This window comes from Cellulomonas palmilytica (assembly GCF_021590045.1).
Taxonomy (GTDB): domain Bacteria; phylum Actinomycetota; class Actinomycetes; order Actinomycetales; family Cellulomonadaceae; genus Cellulomonas; species Cellulomonas palmilytica.
Genome location: NZ_CP062221.1, coordinates 610,288 through 630,138, shown reverse-complemented (window position 1 = coordinate 630,138; position 19,851 = coordinate 610,288). Strand labels below are relative to the sequence as shown.

Sequence of the window (19,851 nt, the reverse complement as noted above, 5' to 3'; positions counted from 1 at the left end):
GCGCCGGACGCGCCGGAGCCTGGGCGGCGGAGCCGGGGGCGTGCGCGGCGTCGCGACGCTGGGTGCGGCCGCGCTCCTGGCGTCGCTCGGCCTGACCGCGTGCACGCCGTCTCCGCCGGGACCGCAGGACGCCGCGCAGGCGCTCGCCACGGCGCTGCAGGACGGTGACCTGACCGGCGTCGCGCTCGACGGCGTGACGCCGCAGCAGGCGCACGAGCAGCGCGAGGAGGTGTTCGAGCAGGTCGTCGACGCGCTGGGCAAGGACGCGCTGACGGTGACGCTCGTGAGCGCCGAGGAGCACGAGGACGACGACGCGGTCGCGGACGCCGTGCTGCGGTGGACCTGGCGCGCGAGCGGCGAGGGACCGGGTGGACAGGCACCGGGTGGACAGGCACCGGGTGGACAGGCACCGGGTGGACAGGCGCCGGACGGTGGGCCCTCGGGCGACGCCGCGGGTGCGCCCTCGGACGAGCCCACCGCGGGCTCCACCGGTGGCGGCGGAGCGGGAGCGACCGGCTCCGGCCGTGCCTGGACGTACGAGACGACGGCCCTCCTCGCGCGCGACGACGAGGACGCCTGGCACGTCACGTGGACGCCCGCGCTCCTCGCGCCGGACCTCGCGGCCGACGAGGAGATCGTCGTGACCCGTCAGGCACCCGAGCGCGCGAACGTGCTCGGCGCGGGCGACGAGGTGCTCGTCGAGGCGCGCGACGTGTACCGGATCGGGATCGACAAGACGTTCCTGCCGGCCGACGAGGTGGGGGCGGCCGCGCGTGGCCTGGCGACGGCGCTCGAGCTCGACGCCGACGCGTACGCCGCGCGTGTCGAGTCCGCGGGCGAGCGGGCGTTCGTCGAGGCGATCGTCGTGCGGGCGGACGACGGCTACTACGACGTGCCGGCACTGAAGAAGCTGCCGGGCGTGAACGCGGTCGCGGACTCGATCCCGCTCGCGCCGACGCGCACGTTCGCGCGGCCGATCCTCGGCTCGGTCGGTGCGGCGACCGCGGAGATCATCGAGAAGTCCGGTGGCGCGGTGCAGGCGGGCGACCTCACGGGCCTGTCCGGGCTGCAGCGGCAGTACGAGGAGCAGCTGCGCGGTACGCCCGGCCTGCGGATCGAGGCGCGCGGCGTCGAGGGCAGCGCTCGCGAGGGGGAGGCGCGTCCGCTGTTCACCGTGCCGCCGGTGGCGGGCGAGCCGCTGCGCACGACTCTCCACCCTCTCGTTCAGCAGTCCGCCGAGAGCATCCTCGCCAGCGTCGGCCCGGCGTCGGCGATCGTCGCGGTGCGGCCGTCCACGGGCGAGGTGGTCGCCGCGGCGAGCGGCCCGGGCGGCGACGGCATGTCGACCGCGACGCTCGGGCAGTACGCGCCGGGGTCGACGTTCAAGGTGGTCAGCGCGCTCGCGCTCCTGCGGTCGGGGATGACCCCGGACAGCGACCTGAGCTGCCCGGACGGCATCACCGTCGACGGCCGGCGGTTCGACAACTTCCCCGACTACCCGGCGTCCGCGCTGGGCGAGGTCCCGTTGCGCACGGCGTTCGCGCACTCGTGCAACTCCGCGTTCATCGGCGCGCGGGACGCGGCTCCGCAGGACGCGGTGGTGGACGCCGCCGGGTCGCTCGGCCTGCTGCCGTCGGAGTCGCTGGGCTTCGCGTCGTTCCTCGGGGCGGTGCCGTCGGAGTCGGACGGCACGGACCACGCGGCGACGATGATCGGCCAGGGGCGTGTGCTGGCCTCCCCGTTGGGGATGGCGGTCGTCGCGGCGTCGGTCGCGGCCGGTCGCACGGTCACGCCCGTGCTCGTGGTCGAGGGCGACGACGCGGACACCTCGGCCGACGCCGCCGGCGACGACGCGACGTCGGTTGGCGACGGGTCGGGTGACGGTTCGGGCGACGGGTCGGGTGACGGCTCGGGTGACGGTGCGGGGGACGGCTCGGGCGACGGCTCGGGCGACGAGGGCTCGGGCGACGACGAGTCGTCGGACCCGAGCGACGAGCCCCGGCCCCACGTGGAGCTCACCGCCGACGAGGGCGCGGCGCTGCGCGACCTCATGCGCGGCGTCGTCACCGAGGGTGGCGCGGGTTTCCTGAAGGACCTCGCGGGCGGGGACGTGCTGGCCAAGACGGGGACCGCGCAGTTCGGCCCGGTCGACGACCTCAAGAACCACGTGTGGATGATCGCGATCCAGGGTGACCTGGCCGTCGCGGTGTTCGTCGACGAGGGCGAGTACGGCTCCACGACGGCCGGCCCGCTGCTCACGCGGTTCCTCACCTCGCCGCCGGTCGTCGCGCTCGACCGCTGACCCGGACCGCCGGCGGACGGCGCCGGGGCCGCCGGGTCGCTCGGCCTGCTGCCGTCGCGGTCGCCGGGCTTCGTCGTCGACGGGGTGTCCGGCTCGCTCGTCGTCGTGGCGGGTGGCACGCTGCGGGCAGCCTCGACGCCCGCCGCGACGCGCACGACCGGAGGACCACATGACGCCCCCTGCCTCACCCACGTACGCACCCGGCGGTCCGGGCTGGCTGCGCGCGCTGCCCGGCACGGACCTCACGGTGTCGGCGGTGACGTTGGGCGGCGGTCCGCTCGGCAGCATGCCGGGACTGTTCGGCCGTGAGGTGAGCGCCGAGGAGGGTGTGGCGACGGTGCTCGCGGCGTTCGACTCGCCGATCCGCACGATCGACACGTCGAACGGCTACTCGGCCGGGGAGAGCGAGCGGCGGATCGGTGCGGCGATCGGGCTCGCGGACGGGCTGCCCGAGGGTGTCGTCGTGATCACGAAGGTCGACCCGATCGGTTCGGACTACTCGGGTGCGCGGGTGCGGGCGTCGGTCGAGGAGAGCCGTCGGCGCCTCGGGTTGGACGAGCTGCCGCTCGTGCACCTGCACGACCCGGAGTTCCACGACTTCGACGCGATGACGGCGCCGGGTGGTGCGGTGGACACGCTCGTGGCGCTGCGGGACAGCGGGCGGGTCGGCCGGATCGGGCTCGCGGGCGGTCGGGTGCAGGAGATGGCGCGGTACCTGGAGCTCGGCGTGTTCGACGTCCTGCTGGTGCACAACCGCTGGACGCTGCTGGACCGCAGCGCGGGGCCGTTGGTCGAGCAGGCGCGTGGGCGCGGCATGGGGGTGCTCAACGCGGCGGTGTACGGCGGCGGGATCCTCGCGGCGCAGCAGGGCGGACCGACGACGTACGGCTACCGGCCGGCGCCGCCGGAGGTGCTGGAGGCGGCGGCGCGCATGCGTGAGGCGTGCGCGGCGCACGGCACGGACATCGCGACGGCCGCGTTGCAGTTCTCGCTGCGTGACGAGCGGTTCGCCTCGACGGTCGTCGGGATGAGCCGGCCGGGGCGGGTCACGGCGACGATCGAGGCGGCGGCGCGTCCGCTGCCGGACGCGTTGTGGCCCGAGCTCGAGGCGCTGCTGCCGCCGGCGCGCGTGTGGCTCGACGCGGAGTGACCCGGAGTGACCCGCTCGCCTCACGGCGCTCGGAGCGCCCTGTGAGATCGCACATGTGCGCGCGAACACGACACGTGACACCGGCCGGACCAGGGCCTATATCGGACGAATCGGACGAGTTGAGCCGCCGGACGTAGGCCGAACGGGTGATTTATCGGTGTGCCCGTATTTTCGCGGTTCGGGGCACTTGGCCCTGGAAGGTCTCCTGAACTACCGTCCTGCTTGTCAGCGACAACGGCAAACCCTCCGCGAGGAGGGGACGCAAAGCCACGGGACCCTCGACGGTCAGCCGGGCTACCGAACAGACAGGACCGCGCAGATGGATCAGACCGGCTTCCCCCCCGCCGAGTCCTCGCAGTCTCCCGCTCTCCAGCCCGTCACTCCCCTGGTGCGCATCCAGGCGTGGGCGGCGCTGGCCACGACCCGCGGGGGTCTGTCGACCGTCCCGACGCAGCTCGAGCGCACCGCCGCCTGAACCTGCGTCGACGAGAGCCGGCACGCGCCGATGCGTGCCGGCTCTCGTCATCTCCGGACGCCTGAGCCCCGCTGACGAGACGTCCCGTACGCCCGTCGCTAATGTCGGGTTCGGCCCCTGATGTGGGGCTTTCACCCTCCGAAGGGCGTGGCGGCATGAACTTCTGGCAATGGGTACTCCTTCTCCTGTGGTGGTTCCTCTTCTTCGCGTACCTGGTGATCCTGTTCCAGATCCTGAGCGACCTGTTCCGTGACTCGGCGGTCAGCGGCTGGCTCAAGGCCGTGTGGATCCTGTTCCTGGTGCTCTTCCCGTACCTGACGGCGCTCGTGTACGTCATCGCGCGGGGCAAGGGCATGGCGGAGCGGCAGGGCCGTCGGATCGAGCAGGCGCGCGCCGAGACCGACAGCTACATCCGTGACGTGGCGGGCGCGAAGTCGCCCGCCGACCACATCGCGGACGCCAAGGCCCTGCTGGACTCGGGCGCGATCACGCCCGAGGAGTTCGCCCAGCTCAAGGCGAAGGCGCTGGCTGCCTGACCCGGTCTCGGTCTGACCCGATCACGCAGGGCGCCCGACCCGCGGCGGGTCGGTGGGCTCAGAGCTCGCCGACCCGCTGCAGGTGGCGCATCGCGACCCAGCCGATGGGGATGCGCACCCAGTAGGTGACGACGCGGAACAGCACGGCGATGGACAGCGCGACACCGGGGTTGATGCCGGTCACGGCGGACAGCGACGCGGCGAGCGCGGCCTCGATCGCGCCCATGCCGCCGGGGGTCGGGACGAGCGCACCCGCGGTGTTGCCGGTCAGGTAGATGATCGCGACCTGGATGAGGCTCGCCTCCTGCCCGAAGGCGGCGAGGCACGCGTCGAACGCGAGCACGAACCCGAGCGTCATGATGAGGTTCCCGGCGACGGCGACGGCGAGGCGCCAGGGCCGCCCGAGGATGTCGACGAGGCGCGGCCAGATCTGGCGCAGGGTCGGGCGGATCTTCGCCATGACCCACTGCCGGACCTTGGGCACGAGGAGCGACGCGGCGACGAGCACGGCGACGAGTCCGACGATCAGCAGGACCTCGGGTGAGACGGGCAGCGCGGACCCGCTGCTGCCGCCGGACAGCACGGACAGCACGACGAGCATGACGATGGTGACGACGAGCTGGCTGACCTGCACCATCGTCACGGTCGCGGCGGCGAGGGTCGTGGTGACGCCGCGCCGGGTGAGCATGCGCAGGTTGAGCGCGGCGGGCCCGATGCCGGCGGGTGCGGCGAGCGCGACGAAGTTGGACGCGGCCTGGACCTGCAGGGTGCGCCAGAACGGCAGGCGCACGGGGGAGAACGCGGTGAGCGCGAGCCCGGCGCCGACGATGGTGAGCAGGCCGAGTGCGAACGCGATGGCGGTCCAGCGCCAGTCGCTGGTCGACAGCGCGCTCGTGATCTGGTCGATGTTGATGCGCGTGACGAGCAGCAGGACGACGAGGATCGGCAGGACGATCGTGAGGATCGAGCGCGCACCGAACCGTACGAGCTGCTGCGGCTCGACGTCGGCCTCGGGGATGCGCGCGACGATCGCGTCGCGCAGGTCGGACAGCACCTTGCGGTGGCGGCGCACCTGGGTGCGGGTGCGCTCGGGGAGCGTGATGCCCTGCAGGAGCGGGCCGATGGCGGCGACGTCGTCGTCGTCGAGCGAGTCGGCGGCGGACTGCAGCGCGCGCTCGACGCCGACGCGCAGGGCGAGCAGCGCGAGCATCTGCGTGAGGTCCATGCGGCGCGCGAGCTCGGACGACGCGACGTAGCCGTTCTCCCACCCGACGACCCACACGATCGGGGTGCCGAGCAGGTCCTCGACGAGCACGGTGTCGGACGTGAGTGCGCGGTGCGCGATGCCGGCCTCGTGCGCGGTGCGCAGCTGCGCCCAGATCTCGCGCAGCACGTCGTCGGTGAGCGCCTCGTCGGGCAGCTCGGTGAGCGGCACGGCGGTGCCGGGGTGCGCCTGGACCAGGAGCATGGAGTCCTGGATCTCGGCGACGCGCAGCAGCTCGGGGGTGCGGACGCCGGCGGCGCGTGCGGCGTAGCTGAGCAGTGCGGTGCGCTCGGCGGTCTGGCGCAGCGACTGCACGGACCGGCCCTCGATGCCGCGCAGGCGCACGGAGCGCCACACGCGCGACACCATGCCGGCGACCTGCCGGTCGCCGTCGATCACGACGAGGTCGAGCCGCGGTCCTTCGGGCGTCGTGAGCTCGTACGTGCGGTAGCCGGTGGAGCGGACGAGCGCGCGGGCCGCGGCGTCGTCGGGTGCCGGGGGCGGTGCGACGGAGTGCAGGCCGTCGAGCTCGCCGTCGGCGCCGCGGGCCGCGACGTCGTCACGGGCGTCGCCGGTGTCGTCGTCGTCGCGCTCCGGGTCGTCGTCCGCGGCGATGCGGCGCAGCCGCACGGGCTCGTACCCGGCGCGGCGCACGCCCGCGACCAGGCTCGCGCCGTACGCGCGTTCGCTGCGCACGCCGGAGACGTACCGCACGACGAGCCCGCACAGGCGACCGAGCAGCAGCGCGACCGCGAGCCCGGCGAGGGAGACCTGTGCGGTGATGAGGAGCACGCCCACGGCGATCCAGACGGCGCGCCACGACCAGGCCACGGTGCGTCGGCGCTGGCGGGGTCCGCTGACGGTGAGCAGGCTCGCGAGCATCGCGACGTACGCGGGGATGGTGAGCTCCCACGAGCCGCCCAGCCGTACGGACAGGCCGCGCACGAGCTCGTCGGACCCGACGCCCTGGACGACGAGGACGACGACGGCGGTGACGGCGACGGCGAGGACCGCCGCGATGATCGCCTCGACGAGCTGGCGCCCGAGCCGGCGCAGCGCGAGCTCGATGCCGACCGCGAGCGGCACGGCGAGCGTCACGAAGCCCTCGAGCACCTGCACGGGGACGAACAGGATCCGGCGCAGCAGCGTCGCGAACCCCTGCACGTCCTCGGCGACGCCCGTGGTGGTGTGCTGCGCGTAGGTGGCGAGCACCATGACGAGCGCGACACCGAGCGCGGACAGGATCGTCGAGATCAGGTCGCTGGGGTGGTGCACGCGAACCGTGGGCTGGTCGTCGACGACGATGGTCGCGGCCTCGGCCTCGGCGCGCGCCCGGGCGGCGCGGTGGTCGTCGGGGTCGGGCAGGCCCAGCGCGTCGTCGGTGGCCTCGGGCGCGTCGTCGTCGGCGGTCGTCCCGGAGGCGTCGGCGGGGTCGGGCCGCTGGGGCGGGCGTGACGGGCCGGGGGTCTCGTGGCCGTTGCGGGAGGCAGGCTCGGACGCGCGACCGGCGCCGTGCGCGGTCGCGACGGGCAGCGGCGTCACGAGGTCGTCCGCCGCTGCGCCGGGTCGCGACGACGCGGACCCGGCCGACTTCCGCGCAGACATACCCGCGAGTCTAGGCGGCGGCGGGCCGCCGCCCCGCGGTTCGGGCCGGTTGTCCGGCATTCGTCCGGGTCCGGGTCTACGGTGGCGACAAGGCGGTCGCGGGCGACCGGCGAGGTGGACCGGCTGGTGGCAGGGCCGGAGCCGACGTGGTGGGCCAGGGTCGTGGCGCACGTCGCCACGGGAGGGGAGCGCTCGTGAGCACCGTGATCGTCGAGAACCGCCGTGGGGTCGACCCGAGCCTGCGCCGGGTGTGGTGGCTGCCGCTGCTGCGGGGCGTGGTCCTGCTGGCGCTGGGCCTGCTGATGGTGTTCCACCCGCTGGAGACGCTGGCGGCGGTCGCGTGGACCATCGGCGTGTTCGCGGTGGTCGACGGCGTGCTGCTCGTGCTGCAGGCGCTGATCGAGCGACCGCCGGGCGCGACGGGCTGGCAGCTCCTCGTCGGGCTCGTCGTCATCGGGCTCGGTGTGCTCGTGATGTCGTGGCCGAAGCCGACCGTGCTCGTCCTGTTCTACGTGGTGACGGCGTGGATCCTCGTGGTCGGGGTCGTGGGGGTGGTCGCGGCCGTGGTGCTGCGCAAGCACGACGACGACACCTCGTTCCCGGCGCTCGCGATCGGTCTGGTGAACCTGGCGATCGGTCTGCTGCTCGCGTTCAACCCGCAGCAGTCGCTCGCGGTGGGCATGGTGCTGTTCGGGGTGTTCGCGCTGGTCGCCGGTGTGCTGCTCGTCGTGAGCGCGTTCGCGGCGCGGTCGCTGTCGCGCCGCCTCGAGGGCTAGTCGAGTCCGACGCTCGCGAGCCAGTCGTCGGGGACGAGCGCGTAGCCGACGAACACCACGAGGTCCATGACGGTGTGCGCGACGACGAGCGGCATGACGCGGCGTCGTCGGCGGTAGTACTCGGCGAACACCAGGCCCATGACGACGTTGCCGAAGAACGGCCCCCACCCCTGGTACAGGTGGTAGGAGCCGCGCAGGAGCGCGCTGGTGACGACGACGAGCGGGCCGCTCCAGCGCAGCTCGCGCAGCCGTTCCATGAGGTAGCCGACGGCGACGACCTCCTCGAGCAGCGCGTTCTTGAGCGCGAGCGCGATGAGCAGCGGGATGGTCCACCAGTGGTCGTCGATCGTCGTCGGCTGGACCTGCACGGTGATGCCGATGGCGCGCCCGACGGCGTAGAGGCCGAGGCCGGGCAGGCCGATGAGCGCGGCGAGTCCGACGCCGACGCCGAGGTCGCGCCAGGGCCGGGCGAACGTGAGGCCGATGCGCCGCGTCGCGGAGCGGCCGTTCGCGGACAGCAGGTAGAGCGCGAGCGCCACGGGGACGAGCGCGAACCCGATGGAGAGCACCTGGTAGATGACGTCGAGCCAGGGGCGTGCGTTGAGCGGGGGGTTGATGGTCGTGCTCTGGTCGGCGAGCGGCGGGCCGGCCGTCATGCGGTCGAGGATCGCGACGAGCGCGTACACGCCCGAGCGGCCGAGCGACAGGCCGAGCACGATCCAGATCTCGACCGTGAGGCGGCGCCGCACCGCGCGCTCGGAGACGGGCGGCGTCCCCGCCGGCACTCCGGCCGGCACCCCGTCGGTGGTCGTGGGCGGCATGGGGGCACGGTAGCCGCTGGACCCGTGGGGGACCCGCCGCGAGCGTGCGGAGCGCGCCGGGCCGCGCGTGGGGCGCGGGGGTCTTGCGCCGATTGTCCGATTGTGTGCAAACTGGTTTGCGCCACAAACCACGCGGCCGGACCGACGACCCGACCACGGGACGCGCCGCCGCACCGAGGGGGACACCATGGACGACGACACGAGCGCACCGCTGGGCACCGAGGAGGCGCTCGCGATCATCGCGGACCAGCGTGCGGCCGCCGCCCGCACGCAACCGTCCGCCCCGCTGCTGTTCGGCGTGTGGGGCACCGCCTGGGTGCTCGGCTACGGCCTGCTGTGGCTCTCGGTCGGCGACGACGACACCTGGGCCGCGTGGGCGGCGGTCGTCGCCGGCGCGGTCATCGTCGCCGCGATGGTCGTCACCGCGGTGCACTGCATCAGGCGCACGCACGGCATCCGCGGGCGCAGCGCCGAGCAGGGCGCGATGTACGGCTGGTCGTGGTTCCTCGGGTTCCTCGGCCAGGGCGTGATCGTCGCCGCCCTCGCGAACGCCGGCGCCTCGCGCGAGGTCGTCGGCCTCGCCGCCAACGCGATCGCCGCGCTCGTCGTCGGCCTGCTCTACATCGCCGGCGGCCTCATGTGGCGCGCGATCGCGATGTACGCGCTCGGCGCCTGGATCCTCCTGGCAGGTGCGGCCGGCGCGTTCGCGGGGATCCCCGACTCGTACGCGGTGCTCGCGCTCGCGGGCGGCGGCGGGATGCTCGTCGCGGCGCTCGTGACGCGCGTGCGGGACGGGCGGGCCGGTGCCTGACGACGAGCTCGACCCCGTGATCCACGCCCCGGCGCGGCTGCGCGTCGTCGCGACCCTCGTGGGCCTCGGCGACGGCGACCGCATCGCGTTCCCCCGCCTGCGCGCGCTGCTGGAGATGACCGCGGGGAACCTGTCCACCCATCTGCGGCGCCTCGAGGAGGCGGGTTACGTGACCATCACCAAGACGTACGAGGGCCGGTCGCCCGCGACGTACGTCGCGCTGACCCCGGCCGGACGCCTCGCGTTCGACGTCTACGCGCAGCGCCTGCGCGAGCTCCTGGGGAGCGGACGATGACGCGCGCGGAGCTGCGGCGGGACCGACGGCACGACGAGGGCCGGGTCGACGAGCGCCGGGCCGACGAGCGCCGGGCCGACGAGGGTCGGGCCGACGAGCTCGTGGTCGTCGCCGAGCACGTCACGCGGCGGTTCGGGTCGGTCGTGGCGCTCGACGACGTGTCGCTGAGCGTGGGCCACGGCGAGCTCGTCGGGCTGCTCGGCCCCAACGGCGCGGGCAAGACGACGCTGCTCAGCCTCGTGTCCGGTCTGCGGAAGCCCGACTCCGGCACCGTCCGGCTGTTCGGTGGGGACCCGCGCGACGCGCGCTCGCGGCTGGCCCTGGGCACCACGCCGCAGGAGACCGGCCTGCCCTCGACCCTGCGCGTGCAGGAGGTCGTCGCGCTCGTCGCGGGCCACTACGCCGCGCCCATGCCGACCGGCGAGCTGCTCGAGCGGTTCGGCCTGCAGGACCTCGCGCGCCGCCAGACCGGTGGCCTGTCCGGCGGGCAGAAGCGGCGGCTCGCGGTCGCGCTCGCGCTCGTCGGGCGGCCCCGGCTCGTGCTGCTCGACGAGCCCACCACGGGCCTCGACGTCGAGGGCCGGCACGTGCTGTGGCAGGCGCTGCGCGACTACCACGCCGACGGTGCGACGGTGCTGCTGACGAGCCACTACCTCGAGGAGGTCGAGGCGCTCGCGCACCGCGTGGTGGTGGTCGGGCAGGGCCGCGTGCTCGCCGACGGCGGGCTGGCGGACGTGGTCGCGCTCGTCGCGCGCCGCCGCGTGCTCGTGACCGTGCCCGCGGATGCGCTGCCGCGCGTCGAGCGGCTGCCCGGAGTCGAGACGCTCGACGCGTCCGGCCGGCCCGACGGCGTGCGGCTCACGCTGCTCGCCGCCGACGCCGACGAGCTCGTGCGCACGCTCGTCGGGCAGGACGTGCCGTTCCACGACCTCGAGGTGCGCGGCGCGTCGCTCGAGGAGGCGTTCCTCGCCCTCACGGCCCGCGACGGCACGCCCCTCGCCGGCACTCCTCTCGACGGCACGTTCGTGCCGCGGCTCGCCCACCAGGAGGACCGCTCATGACCGCCACCCACGCGGTGCCCGCACGGCCCGCGCTCGTCGGGTCCGGGCGCCCGCCCGCGCTCTGGCGGCTCGTCTGGCTGCACGCGCGGCTCGGCTTCGTCGAGACCGTGCGCATCCCGATCGCCGTGATCGGCAACCTGCTGTTCCCCGCGCTCGCGCTGCTGTTCTTCGTGGTGCCGCAGCGCGAGGTCGCGCAGGACCCGGTGGCCGCGCTCGTCGCGGTCGCGCAGCTCGGCACGTTCGCGGTGATGTCGACGTGCCTGTTCTCGTTCGGCGCGGGCGTCTCGGAGGACCGCGCGCAGCCGTTCGACCCGTACCTGCGCACGCTGCCCGCCGGTCCCGGCCCGCGCCTGACGGGTCGCGTGCTCAACGGGCTGCTGTGGTCGTACTGCGCGCTGGCGCCCGTGGTGCTCGTCGGGTGGCTGCTCACCGCGGCGGAGCTGGGCTGGTGGCAGGCGCTGCAGTGCCTCGTGCTCGTCGTCGGCGTCGCGGTGCCGTTCCTGCTGCTGGGGCTCGCGATCGGGTACCGGATGTCCGCGAAGGCCGCGATCGCCGTCGTGCAGGCCGTGCTGTTCCCGCTCGCGTTCGCCGGTGGGCTGTTCATGCCGCCGCAGGTGTTCCCGCCGTGGCTCGACACGCTGTCCAAGGCGCTGCCCTCGCGTGCCGTGCGCGACCTCGTCGTGCAGGTCACGGCCGGCGTGGACGCGTACCCGCTCGCGCTGCCCGTGCTGCTCGGGTGGACCGCGCTGTTCGCGACGCTCGCCGTGGTGGCGTACCGCGCCGACGAGGGTCGCCGCTTCCGCTGACCCTCACGCGGTGGGAGTGGGCGGTGCGGTGGGTGGTTCGGTCGGGACGACGAGCAGGCGCCGCACCCCCAGCCGCGCGGCGAGCAGCACGAGCACGAGCAGCGTGACCAGGACGAACCCGCCCAGCTGCACGCGGTCGCCGAACACCCACGCGAACAGCTCCAGCACGACGATCTTCGAACCGGGCATGAGCACCGCGAGCAGGAGCGCGCCGACCACCCGGCTCGCCGTCGTGTCCCCCCGCAGGCGGCGGCGGGCGACGGCCTTGAGCGCGAGCACGCCCTCGAGGACGAGCTTGAGCAGGACGGCCGCGACGAGCGACAGCGCGAACGTCTCGGTGATGACGGCGGGCGCGTACTGCGCGGCGAGGTTCAGCACCACCACGTACGCGAGCACGTCGACGAGGTCCTCGGGGCGCAGGAACCGCCGTCGTGCGCCTGCCGTCACGTGGCACCGCCTCGCGTCGCGGCCCGCGGAGCGCGGGCCCTGCCACGATAGCGAGCAGGACCCGCGCCGCCACGGGCGGCGAGCGCCCGGCCGTCAGGCGAACGTGCGCAGGCGCAGGGAGTTCGTCACGACGAGCACCGACGAGGCGGCCATCGCGGCGCCGGCGATCATCGGGTTGAGCAGCCCGAGGGCCGCGAGCGGGATGGCCGCGACGTTGTACGCGAACGCCCAGAACAGGTTCTGCTTGATGATGCGCAGGGTCCGGCGCGACAGGCGGATCGCCTGCGCGGCGGAGCGCAGGTCGCCGCGCACCAGGGTCACGTCCGCGGCCTCGATCGCGACGTCGGTGCCGGTGCCCATCGCGAGGCCCAGGTCGGCGGTCGCCAGGGCCGCGGCGTCGTTGACGCCGTCGCCGACCATCGCGACCTGGCGACCCTGCGCCTGCAGGCGCTGCACGACCTCGACCTTGTCCTCGGGCAGCACGTGGGCGACGACCTCGTCGATGCCGACCTCGCGTGCGACCGCGTGGGCGGCGCCCGCGTTGTCGCCCGTGAGGAGCACCGGCCGCAGGCCGAGCGCGCGCAGCTCGTCGACGGCCTCGCGCGAGGTGTCCTTGAGCGGGTCGCGGACGACGAGCGTCGCGCGGGCCCGCCCGTCCCACGCCACCATGACTGCGGTGGCGCCGTCGGCCTCGGCCGCGTCGAAGCCGGCGGTCAGGTCGCCGGTGTCGACGCCCTGCTCGGCGAGCCAGGCGGGGCGTCCCACGAGCACGCGGCGCCCGAGCCCGACGCCCGAGTGCGCGGTGCGGACCACGCCCACGACGCCTCGCCCGGCGACCGCGGCGAAGTCGTACACCTCGTCGGAGCCGATCTGTACACCGTCGGCCCCGACGCCGCGCACGGGCTCGTCGGAACCCCCGTGCGCACCCGCCGCACCCGCTGCCGCGCGCGCGTCCCACGCGGCGGCGACGGCCTGGCCGATCGGGTGCTCAGCCTGCCGCTCGACCGCCGCGGCGAACCGCAGGGCCTCGTCCGCGCTCGTCGCCGCGCCGTCGGGCACGAGCACGTCGGTCAGCGCCATGCGGCCCTGCGTGACCGTCCCCGTCTTGTCGAGCACCACGGTGTCGACGCGACGCGTGCGCTCGAGCACCTGCGGGCCCTTGATGAGGATGCCGAGCTGCGCGCCGCGGCCCGTGCCGACCAGCAGCGCGGTCGGCGTGGCCAGGCCCAGCGCGCAGGGGCACGCGATGATCAGCACCGCGACCGCCGCGGTGAACGCGGCCTGCGCACCCGAGCCGGTCGCGAGCCACACCACGAGCGTGCCGAGCGCGAGCACGAGCACCACCGGCACGAACACCGCCGAGATGCGGTCCGCGAGGCGCTGCACGGGCGCCTTGCCGGTCTGCGCCTGCGCGACCAGCCGGCCGATCTGCGCGAGCCGCGTGTCCGCGCCCACGCGCGTCGCCCGCACGACGAGCGCGCCCGACGCGTTGACCGTCGCGCCCGTGACCTCGTCGCCCGGCCCGACCTCGACCGGCACGGGCTCGCCCGTGAGCAGCGAGGTGTCCAGCGCGGACGTGCCGGAGACGACGACGCCGTCGGTCGCGACCTTCTCACCGGGCCGCACCGCGAACTCGTCGCCCACGCGCAGCCGGTCGACCGGCACGCGCCGCTCGGTGCGCCGCCCGTCGGCGCCGGTCACGACGAGCGCGACGTCCTTGGCGCCCAGGTCGAGCAGCGCGCGCAGCGCGTCGCCGGCGCGGCGGCGCGAGCGGTGCTCGGCGAACCGGCCCGCGAGCAGGAACGTCGTGACGACCGCCGCGACCTCGAAGTACAGCTCGGGCATCTGCGTGCCCTCCATGCCGGACGCGGCACGTGGCCACAGCGTCGGTCGCATGGTGATGCCGAGCTCGCCCGTGCCACCCAGGAGCAGCGCCCACAGCGACCAGGCGGTCGCCGCGACGATCCCGATGCTCACGAGCGTGTCCATGGTCGACGCGCCGTGCCGGGCCGCGCGCGCCGCGGCGCGGTGGAACGGCCACGCCGCCCACGTCGCGACGGGCAGCGCGAGCGCCGCGACGACCCACTGCCAGCCGCGGAACTGCGTCGCGGGGACCATGGACAGCGCGACCACCGGCACGGTGAGGACCGCCGCGACGACGAGGCGTCGACGCAGGTCGGCGCCGCGCGCGTCGGTCGGCGCGGAGGTGTCCTCGTCGGGCGACATGTCGTGGCCGGGCGCCATCGCGTGCGCGGACAGTGCGTGCTCGGCGAGCATCGCGTCGTCCATCGCCCCGTGGTCCATCGCCCCGTGATCCATCGAGTCGTGCCCGCCGTGCTCGTCGGACGCGTGCTCGTCGGACGCGTGCTCGTCGGACGCGTGCTCGTCGGACGCAGGCTCGTCGGACGCAGGCTCGTCGGACGCGGGCTCGTGGGGTGCGGGTGTGCCGATCGGGGAGGTGACGCGTGCGTCGTAGCCCGCGGCGCGGACGGCGGCCACGAGGTCGTCGGGCGTGACGGACGGGTCGACGCCCTCGACGTGCGCGGACTCGAGCGGCAGGTTGACGCTCGCGGTGACGCCGGGCAGCCGCTGCAGGCGCTTCTCGACGCGCGCGACGCACGACGCGCACGTCATGCCCTCGACGGCGAGGTCGACGACGAGGGTCGGTGGCCGGCTCGTGCCGGGCTGCTGGTCGGTGCTCATGGTCCCGCCTCTGGTGGGGGTGCGGTCGTCTGGTGCGGTGACGGGTGCGCTCGACCGTCCGGCGGGACGACGAGCGCGTGGCTCACAGGAGCGAGCGGCGCGGGGTCAGTGCGTAGCCGGCCTCGTCGACGGCGGCGGCCACGGCCTCGTCGGCCAGGGGTGCCTCGGACGTGACGGTGACCTGCGACGAGCCGCCGACGACGAGGTCGACCGCGACGTCGCTGACGCCCGGGATGGCCTGGAGCTCGGTGGTGACGTGCTGGACGCAGTGCGCGCAGGTCATGCCGTCGACGCCGAACGTGGTGGTGGTCATGAGGCTCTCCTTGCTGTGGGTGCGGGTGAGGTGCGGGTGTGCGGGGTGGTGTCAGCTGCGCACGAGGCGGGCGATCGCGTCGGCGGCCTCCTTGACCTTCGCCTGGCCCTCGTCGGGGTCCCGGCGTGCGGCGTCGACGACGCAGTGCCCGAGGTGGTCCTCGACGAGCCCGATGCTCACGGCCTGCAGCGCCTTGGTCACGGCGGCGATCTGCGTGAGCACGTCGATGCAGTAGACGTCCTCGTCGACCATGCGCGCGATGCCGCGGACCTGGCCCTCGATGCGGCGCAGCCGCTTGAGGTAGTCGTCCTTGTCGGTGGTGTAGCCGTGCATGTGCCCCTCCTCGTCGGCTCACCAACGACCATACCCCCACGGGGTATTCCCGCAGGGTCCCCGAAGGTCCCTGGACGGGTCCCGCGACCTCGTCGCCGCCCCCTCGCGCGGCGCCCGCCCCGTCCGATGTGCTCGGAATGTGGACTGCTCTGGACGGGAAATATGGGACGTGGCAAGAATTCCGAGCGTTCTGATCGGGCAACTCGGAATAGGCCGGGCCCCGACCACTCGTCCCCAGGGAGCACACCCACCATGAAGTCCCCCCACCGCGGGCACCTCGCCCGCTCGTCGTCCCGCCTGGCCGCGGCGCTCGTCGCCGCGTCGCTCCTGGCCGTGGCGGGGTGCAGCTCGTCCGACGACAAGGCCTCGAGCGACGGCACCGGCGGCGCGCAGGCCTCCGCCATCGACCTCGTCGGCTTCGCCGTCATCCAGTCCGCCTACGACGACCTCGCCGAGGCGTTCGCCGAGACCGACCAGGGCGAGGGCGTGAAGGTCAAGGGCTCGTTCGGGGCGTCCGGCGCGCAGTCCCGCGCCGTGATCGCCGGCCAGGACGCCGACCTCGTCGCGCTGTCGCTCACGCCCGACGTGGACAACATCGTCAAGGAGGGCCTGATCGCCGAGGACTGGAACGCCGACGAGAACAAGGGCATCGTGTCCGACTCCGTCGTCGTCCTCGCGGTCCGCAAGGGCAACCCCAAGAACATCACCGGCTGGGACGACATCGTCGCCCCCGGCGTCGGCATCGTCACCGCCGACCCCGGCACGTCCGGCGCCGCGAAGTGGAACCTGCTCGGCGCGTACACGCACGGCCTGGGCGAGAACGAGGACAAGGCCGCCGGCGAGGCGTTCCTCGCCAAGTTCATCGGCAACGTCGTGAGCTGGAACGACTCCGGCCGCACCGCGACCGACGCGTTCGTCAAGGGCACGGGCGACGTCCTCATCTCGTACGAGAACGAGGCGATCGCGGCCCGCGCGGCGGGCGTCGAGCTCGACTACATCGTCCCCGAGACCACGTTCCTCATCGAGAACCCCGCCGCCGTCACGACGAGCGGGTCGCAGGCCGCCAAGGACTTCCTCGAGTTCATCAAGTCCGACGAGGGCCAGGCCATCTTCATCGAGCACGGGTTCCGCTCGCCGTCGGGCGTGCAGCCCACCGAGGACGTCGAGGGCGCGAACGACCCGTCGAACCCGTTCCCGGAGGCCACGATCTGGACCGTCGAGGGCCTCGGCGGCTGGAGCGTCGTCAACGACGAGCTGTTCGACAAGGAGACTGGCCTCGTCGCGGAGCTGCGGGGCTGATGTCCCTCGTCGCACAGGTCGACCGGGCGACGCCCTCCGCCTTCGGGCGGGGGCGTCGCCCCGGCGAGCTCACGGGCGGTGCCACGCTCGGGCTCGGCGTCGGCGTGCTGTGGCTCGGCCTGCTGGTGCTGCTGCCCGTCGCCGCGATCGTCTCGACCGCGTTCGAGGACGGCATCGCCGGGTTCTGGGACGCCGTCACCGACCCCGAGGCGCTCGCGGCCATCCGGTTCACCGTGGGTGCCGCGGCGCTCGTCACCGTGGTCAACGCGGTCGTCGGCACGCTCATCGCGTGGGTCCTGGTGCGCGACCGGTTCCCCGGCAAGCGGATCCTCGAGGTCGTCATCGACATCCCCTTCGCGCTGCCGACGATCGTCGCGGGCCTCGTGCTCATCACGCTGTACGGCCCGAGCGGGCCGTTCGGGATCAACCTCGTCGGGACCCAGGCGGGCGTCGTGCTCGCGCTGCTGTTCGTCACGCTGCCGTTCGTCGTGCGGTCCGTGCAGCCCGTCCTCATCGACGCCGACCGCGAGGTCGAGCAGGCCGCCGCGTCGCTCGGTGCGAACGGGTTCACGATCTTCCGGCGCGTCATCCTGCCGACCGTCACCCCCGCCGTCGTCTCGGGGGCCGCGCTCAGCTTCGCGCGGGCGCTCGGGGAGTTCGGGTCGGTCATCCTCATCTCCGCCAACCTGATCGGCAAGACGCAGGTGTCCTCGTCCTACATCCTCAAGATGATCGAGTCGCAGGAGACGGTGTCGGCCGCCGCGGTCGCCACGCTCCTGCTCGTGGTCGCCGTGGTCGTGCTCGTCGTCCTCGACGTGCTGCAGCGCAGGACGGCCCGCCGTGGCTGACGTCCTGACGCCGGACGCCCCGGCCACGCCGACCCCCTCGACGCGCCCGCCCGTCGTCGACCCGCGCGTGCGCCGCGCCCGGCGTCGCACCACGCGCACCGCGTGGGTGCTGCGGATCATCGCGATCGGGTACGTGCTCGCGCTCGTCGCGCTGCCCGTCGCGTCCGTCGTGCAGCACACGTTCGCCGACGGCCTCGCACCCGTGTGGGACGTGCTCACGTCCGAGGACTTCCTCGCCGCGCTGCGGCTCACCGCGGTCGTCGCCGGCATCGCCGTCGTGCTCAACACCGTGTTCGGCGTCGGCATGGGCTACCTGCTCGTGCGGTACCGGTTCTGGGGGCGGCGGTTCATCTCGGCCGTCATCGACCTGCCCGTGTCGATCTCGCCGATCGTCGTCGGCGTCGCCCTGATCCTCGTGTACGGCACGTACGGCTGGTTCGGGGGTGCGCTCGAGGACGCCGGGTTCCGCGTGATCTTCTCCGTGCCCGGCATGGTGCTCGCGACGGTCCTCGTCTCGCTCCCGCTCGTGCTGCGCGAGGTCGTGCCGACCCTCGAGGAGGCCGGCATCGAGCAGGAGCAGGCCGCGCAGTCGCTCGGCGCGAGCGCGTGGCAGCGGTTCTGGCGCGTCACGCTCCCGACGATCAAGTGGGCGCTCGCTTACGGCGTCGCGCTCAGCCTCGCGCGCTCGCTCGGCGAGTTCGGCGCCGTGCGCGTCGTGTCCGGGTCGGTCGCGGGCGAGTCCCAGACCCTCACGCTCTACGTCAACGACTCGTACCAGGAGTTCGGGGCCGACGCGCAGCGGCAGGCGTTCGCCGCCGCGTTCGTGCTCATGACGATCGCCGTCGTGCTGATCGTCGTCATCGCCGCCCTGCGGCCCAAGGAGGACAAGGCATGAGCGTCACCACCGCATCCAGGACGCCCACCGACGGGCCCGACGAGCTCGCCGGTGACCCGTCCGGCATCGTCGTGCGCGGCGTGAACCGCCGGTTCGGCGACTTCGTCGCGCTGCAGGACATCGACCTCGTCGTGAAGCCCGGCGGGCTCACCGCGCTGCTCGGCCCGTCGGGCGGCGGCAAGTCCACGCTCCTGCGGATCATCGCAGGCCTCGACTACCCGGACTCCGGCACGGTCGAGATCGGGGGCCGCGACGCGACGTTCCTGCCGCCGCAGCGCCGGTCCGTCGGGTTCGTGTTCCAGCACTACGCCGCGTTCAAGCACCTGACCACGGCGCGCAACGTCGCGTTCGGGCTCGAGATCCGCAAGCGTCCCAAGGCCGAGATCCGCGACCGCGTCGCCGAGCTGCTCGAGCTCGTGCACCTCGAGCAGTTCGCCGACCGGCTGCCGTCTCAGCTGTCGGGCGGCCAGCGCCAGCGCATGGCCCTGGCGCGCGCGCTCGCCGTCCAGCCCGAGGTGCTGCTGCTCGACGAGCCGTTCGGCGCGCTCGACGCGAAGGTCCGCAAGGAGCTGCGCGACTGGCTGCGCCGCCTGCACGACGAGGTCCACGTGACCACGCTGTTCGTCACGCACGACCAGGAGGAGGCCCTCGAGGTCGCCGACGAGATCGTCGTCATCAACGGCGGCCGCATCGAGCAGGTCGGCTCGCCGAGCGAGCTGTACGACCACCCGGCGAACCCGTTCGTCATGTCGTTCCTCGGCCCGGTCACGCGGCTCGGCGGTGTGCTCGTGCGCCCGCATGACATCGAGGTCCTCACCGACGACCGCGCCGGAGCCGTCCGGGTCGAGGTCACCCGGCTGCTGCGCGTCGGCTACGAGGTGCGCGCCGAGACCCGGGCGGCCGACGGCTCGACGCCGTGGGTGCAGCTCACGCGCGCGCAGGTCACCGAGCTCGGGCTCGTCGAGGGCGGCACCGCGTGGCTGCGGCCGCTCGTCGACACCCCGTTCCCCGCGCAGGCCCTGCCCGACGACGACGCCGGCGACGCCGGTTCGGCGGCGCCGGACGGCGCTGCCGGTGCCGACGGGTGTACCGACCGAGTGCCGGCCTGACG

At 74.0% G+C, this 19,851-nt stretch carries 19 protein-coding genes and 1 riboswitch; of the genes, 13 read left to right on the top strand and 6 right to left on the bottom strand.

Annotated elements, in window-relative coordinates; genetic code table 11:
• Nucleotides 1-40: 40 nt before the first annotated feature.
• From F1D97_RS03090 to F1D97_RS03075, 4 genes are all read left to right on the top strand, one after another.
• Nucleotides 41-2,302: a penicillin-binding transpeptidase domain-containing protein gene (locus F1D97_RS03090; protein WP_236122269.1), complete on the top strand. Its 2,262-nt coding sequence runs from the start codon at nt 41-43 to the stop codon at nt 2,300-2,302.
• A gap of 169 nt (nt 2,303-2,471) precedes the next feature.
• The gene (locus F1D97_RS03085) at nt 2,472-3,452 is read left to right on the top strand and encodes an aldo/keto reductase (protein ID WP_236122268.1); all 981 of its coding nucleotides are present in this window, start codon (nt 2,472-2,474) and stop codon (nt 3,450-3,452) included.
• A 226-nt stretch (nt 3,453-3,678) separates the two neighbouring features.
• Nucleotides 3,679-3,754, top strand: a riboswitch (cyclic di-GMP riboswitch).
• A gap of 17 nt (nt 3,755-3,771) precedes the next feature.
• The gene (locus tag F1D97_RS03080) at nt 3,772-3,927 is read left to right on the top strand and encodes a hypothetical protein (protein WP_236122267.1); all 156 of its coding nucleotides are present in this window, start codon (nt 3,772-3,774) and stop codon (nt 3,925-3,927) included.
• A gap of 155 nt (nt 3,928-4,082) precedes the next feature.
• Nucleotides 4,083-4,463: an SHOCT domain-containing protein gene (locus tag F1D97_RS03075; protein WP_236122266.1), complete on the top strand. Its 381-nt coding sequence runs from the start codon at nt 4,083-4,085 to the stop codon at nt 4,461-4,463.
• A gap of 58 nt (nt 4,464-4,521) precedes the next feature.
• Here the strand turns inward: F1D97_RS03075 and F1D97_RS03070 are convergent, their stop codons facing one another.
• Complete coding sequence (locus tag F1D97_RS03070; protein WP_236122265.1) at nt 4,522-7,332, bottom strand: flippase-like domain-containing protein; 2,811 nt, start codon at nt 7,330-7,332, stop codon at nt 4,522-4,524.
• Between the two features lie 194 nt (nt 7,333-7,526).
• Here F1D97_RS03070 and F1D97_RS03065 point away from each other — a divergent pair, with 194 nt between their 5' ends.
• Complete coding sequence (locus F1D97_RS03065) at nt 7,527-8,108, top strand: HdeD family acid-resistance protein (protein WP_236122264.1); 582 nt, start codon at nt 7,527-7,529, stop codon at nt 8,106-8,108.
• On the opposite strand, the gene F1D97_RS03060 is transcribed toward F1D97_RS03065, so the two are convergent.
• Entirely contained in the window at nt 8,105-8,929 is an 825-nt protein-coding gene (locus F1D97_RS03060) for a CPBP family intramembrane glutamic endopeptidase (protein WP_236122263.1), read from the bottom strand. The two genes, F1D97_RS03065 and F1D97_RS03060, sit on opposite strands and share 4 nt — an antisense overlap.
• Nucleotides 8,930-9,116: 187 nt before the next feature.
• On the opposite strand from F1D97_RS03060, the gene F1D97_RS03055 reads away from it, so the two are divergent.
• Genes F1D97_RS03055 through F1D97_RS03040 form a run of 4 tightly spaced genes read left to right on the top strand, consistent with a single transcriptional unit; the run spans nt 9,117 to nt 11,902 of the window.
• Nucleotides 9,117-9,740 (top strand): hypothetical protein, encoded by a 624-nt coding sequence (locus F1D97_RS03055; protein ID WP_236122262.1) that lies wholly within the window; start codon nt 9,117-9,119, stop codon nt 9,738-9,740.
• Entirely contained in the window at nt 9,733-10,035 is a 303-nt protein-coding gene (locus F1D97_RS03050; protein WP_236122261.1) for a transcriptional regulator, read from the top strand. Before F1D97_RS03055 ends, F1D97_RS03050 begins: the two co-directional genes overlap by 8 nt.
• The gene (locus F1D97_RS03045) at nt 10,032-11,096 is read left to right on the top strand and encodes an ABC transporter ATP-binding protein (protein WP_236122260.1); all 1,065 of its coding nucleotides are present in this window, start codon (nt 10,032-10,034) and stop codon (nt 11,094-11,096) included. The genes F1D97_RS03050 and F1D97_RS03045 overlap by 4 nt, the downstream gene beginning before the upstream one ends.
• Nucleotides 11,093-11,902: an ABC transporter permease gene (locus tag F1D97_RS03040; RefSeq protein ID WP_236122259.1), complete on the top strand. Its 810-nt coding sequence runs from the start codon at nt 11,093-11,095 to the stop codon at nt 11,900-11,902. Before F1D97_RS03045 ends, F1D97_RS03040 begins: the two co-directional genes overlap by 4 nt.
• A gap of 3 nt (nt 11,903-11,905) precedes the next feature.
• On the opposite strand, the gene F1D97_RS03035 is transcribed toward F1D97_RS03040, so the two are convergent.
• The 4 genes from F1D97_RS03035 to F1D97_RS03020 form a co-directional block, all read right to left on the bottom strand.
• The gene (locus tag F1D97_RS03035; protein ID WP_236122258.1) at nt 11,906-12,349 is read right to left on the bottom strand and encodes a hypothetical protein; all 444 of its coding nucleotides are present in this window, start codon (nt 12,347-12,349) and stop codon (nt 11,906-11,908) included.
• A gap of 93 nt (nt 12,350-12,442) precedes the next feature.
• Nucleotides 12,443-15,052, bottom strand: coding sequence for a heavy metal translocating P-type ATPase (locus F1D97_RS03030; RefSeq protein ID WP_236122257.1), 2,610 nt, complete (start codon nt 15,050-15,052; stop codon nt 12,443-12,445).
• Between the two features lie 82 nt (nt 15,053-15,134).
• The gene (locus tag F1D97_RS03025) at nt 15,135-15,365 is read right to left on the bottom strand and encodes a heavy-metal-associated domain-containing protein (protein WP_236122256.1); all 231 of its coding nucleotides are present in this window, start codon (nt 15,363-15,365) and stop codon (nt 15,135-15,137) included.
• A 51-nt stretch (nt 15,366-15,416) separates the two neighbouring features.
• Nucleotides 15,417-15,698 carry a metal-sensitive transcriptional regulator gene (locus F1D97_RS03020; protein ID WP_094181379.1) on the bottom strand — a complete coding sequence of 94 codons (282 nt, stop codon included), beginning with the start codon at nt 15,696-15,698 and terminating at the stop codon, nt 15,417-15,419.
• A 252-nt stretch (nt 15,699-15,950) separates the two neighbouring features.
• Here F1D97_RS03020 and F1D97_RS03015 point away from each other — a divergent pair, with 252 nt between their 5' ends.
• From F1D97_RS03015 to F1D97_RS03000, 4 genes are read left to right on the top strand one after another with little or no spacing between them, the layout of a single operon-like run.
• On the top strand, nt 15,951-16,997 hold the full coding sequence (locus tag F1D97_RS03015) for a sulfate ABC transporter substrate-binding protein (protein WP_236122255.1): 1,047 nt from the start codon (nt 15,951-15,953) through the stop codon (nt 16,995-16,997).
• The gene (gene cysT / locus F1D97_RS03010; RefSeq protein WP_236122254.1) at nt 16,997-17,845 is read left to right on the top strand and encodes a sulfate ABC transporter permease subunit CysT; all 849 of its coding nucleotides are present in this window, start codon (nt 16,997-16,999) and stop codon (nt 17,843-17,845) included. The genes F1D97_RS03015 and cysT overlap by 1 nt, the downstream gene beginning before the upstream one ends.
• A complete protein-coding gene (locus F1D97_RS03005) occupies nt 17,838-18,740 on the top strand; it encodes a sulfate ABC transporter permease (RefSeq protein ID WP_317618934.1) in 903 nt (300 codons plus the stop codon). The genes cysT and F1D97_RS03005 overlap by 8 nt, the downstream gene beginning before the upstream one ends.
• Nucleotides 18,737-19,849: a sulfate/molybdate ABC transporter ATP-binding protein gene (locus tag F1D97_RS03000; RefSeq protein WP_236122253.1), complete on the top strand. Its 1,113-nt coding sequence runs from the start codon at nt 18,737-18,739 to the stop codon at nt 19,847-19,849. The genes F1D97_RS03005 and F1D97_RS03000 overlap by 4 nt, the downstream gene beginning before the upstream one ends.
• The last annotated feature ends 2 nt before the right edge of the window (nt 19,850-19,851 follow it).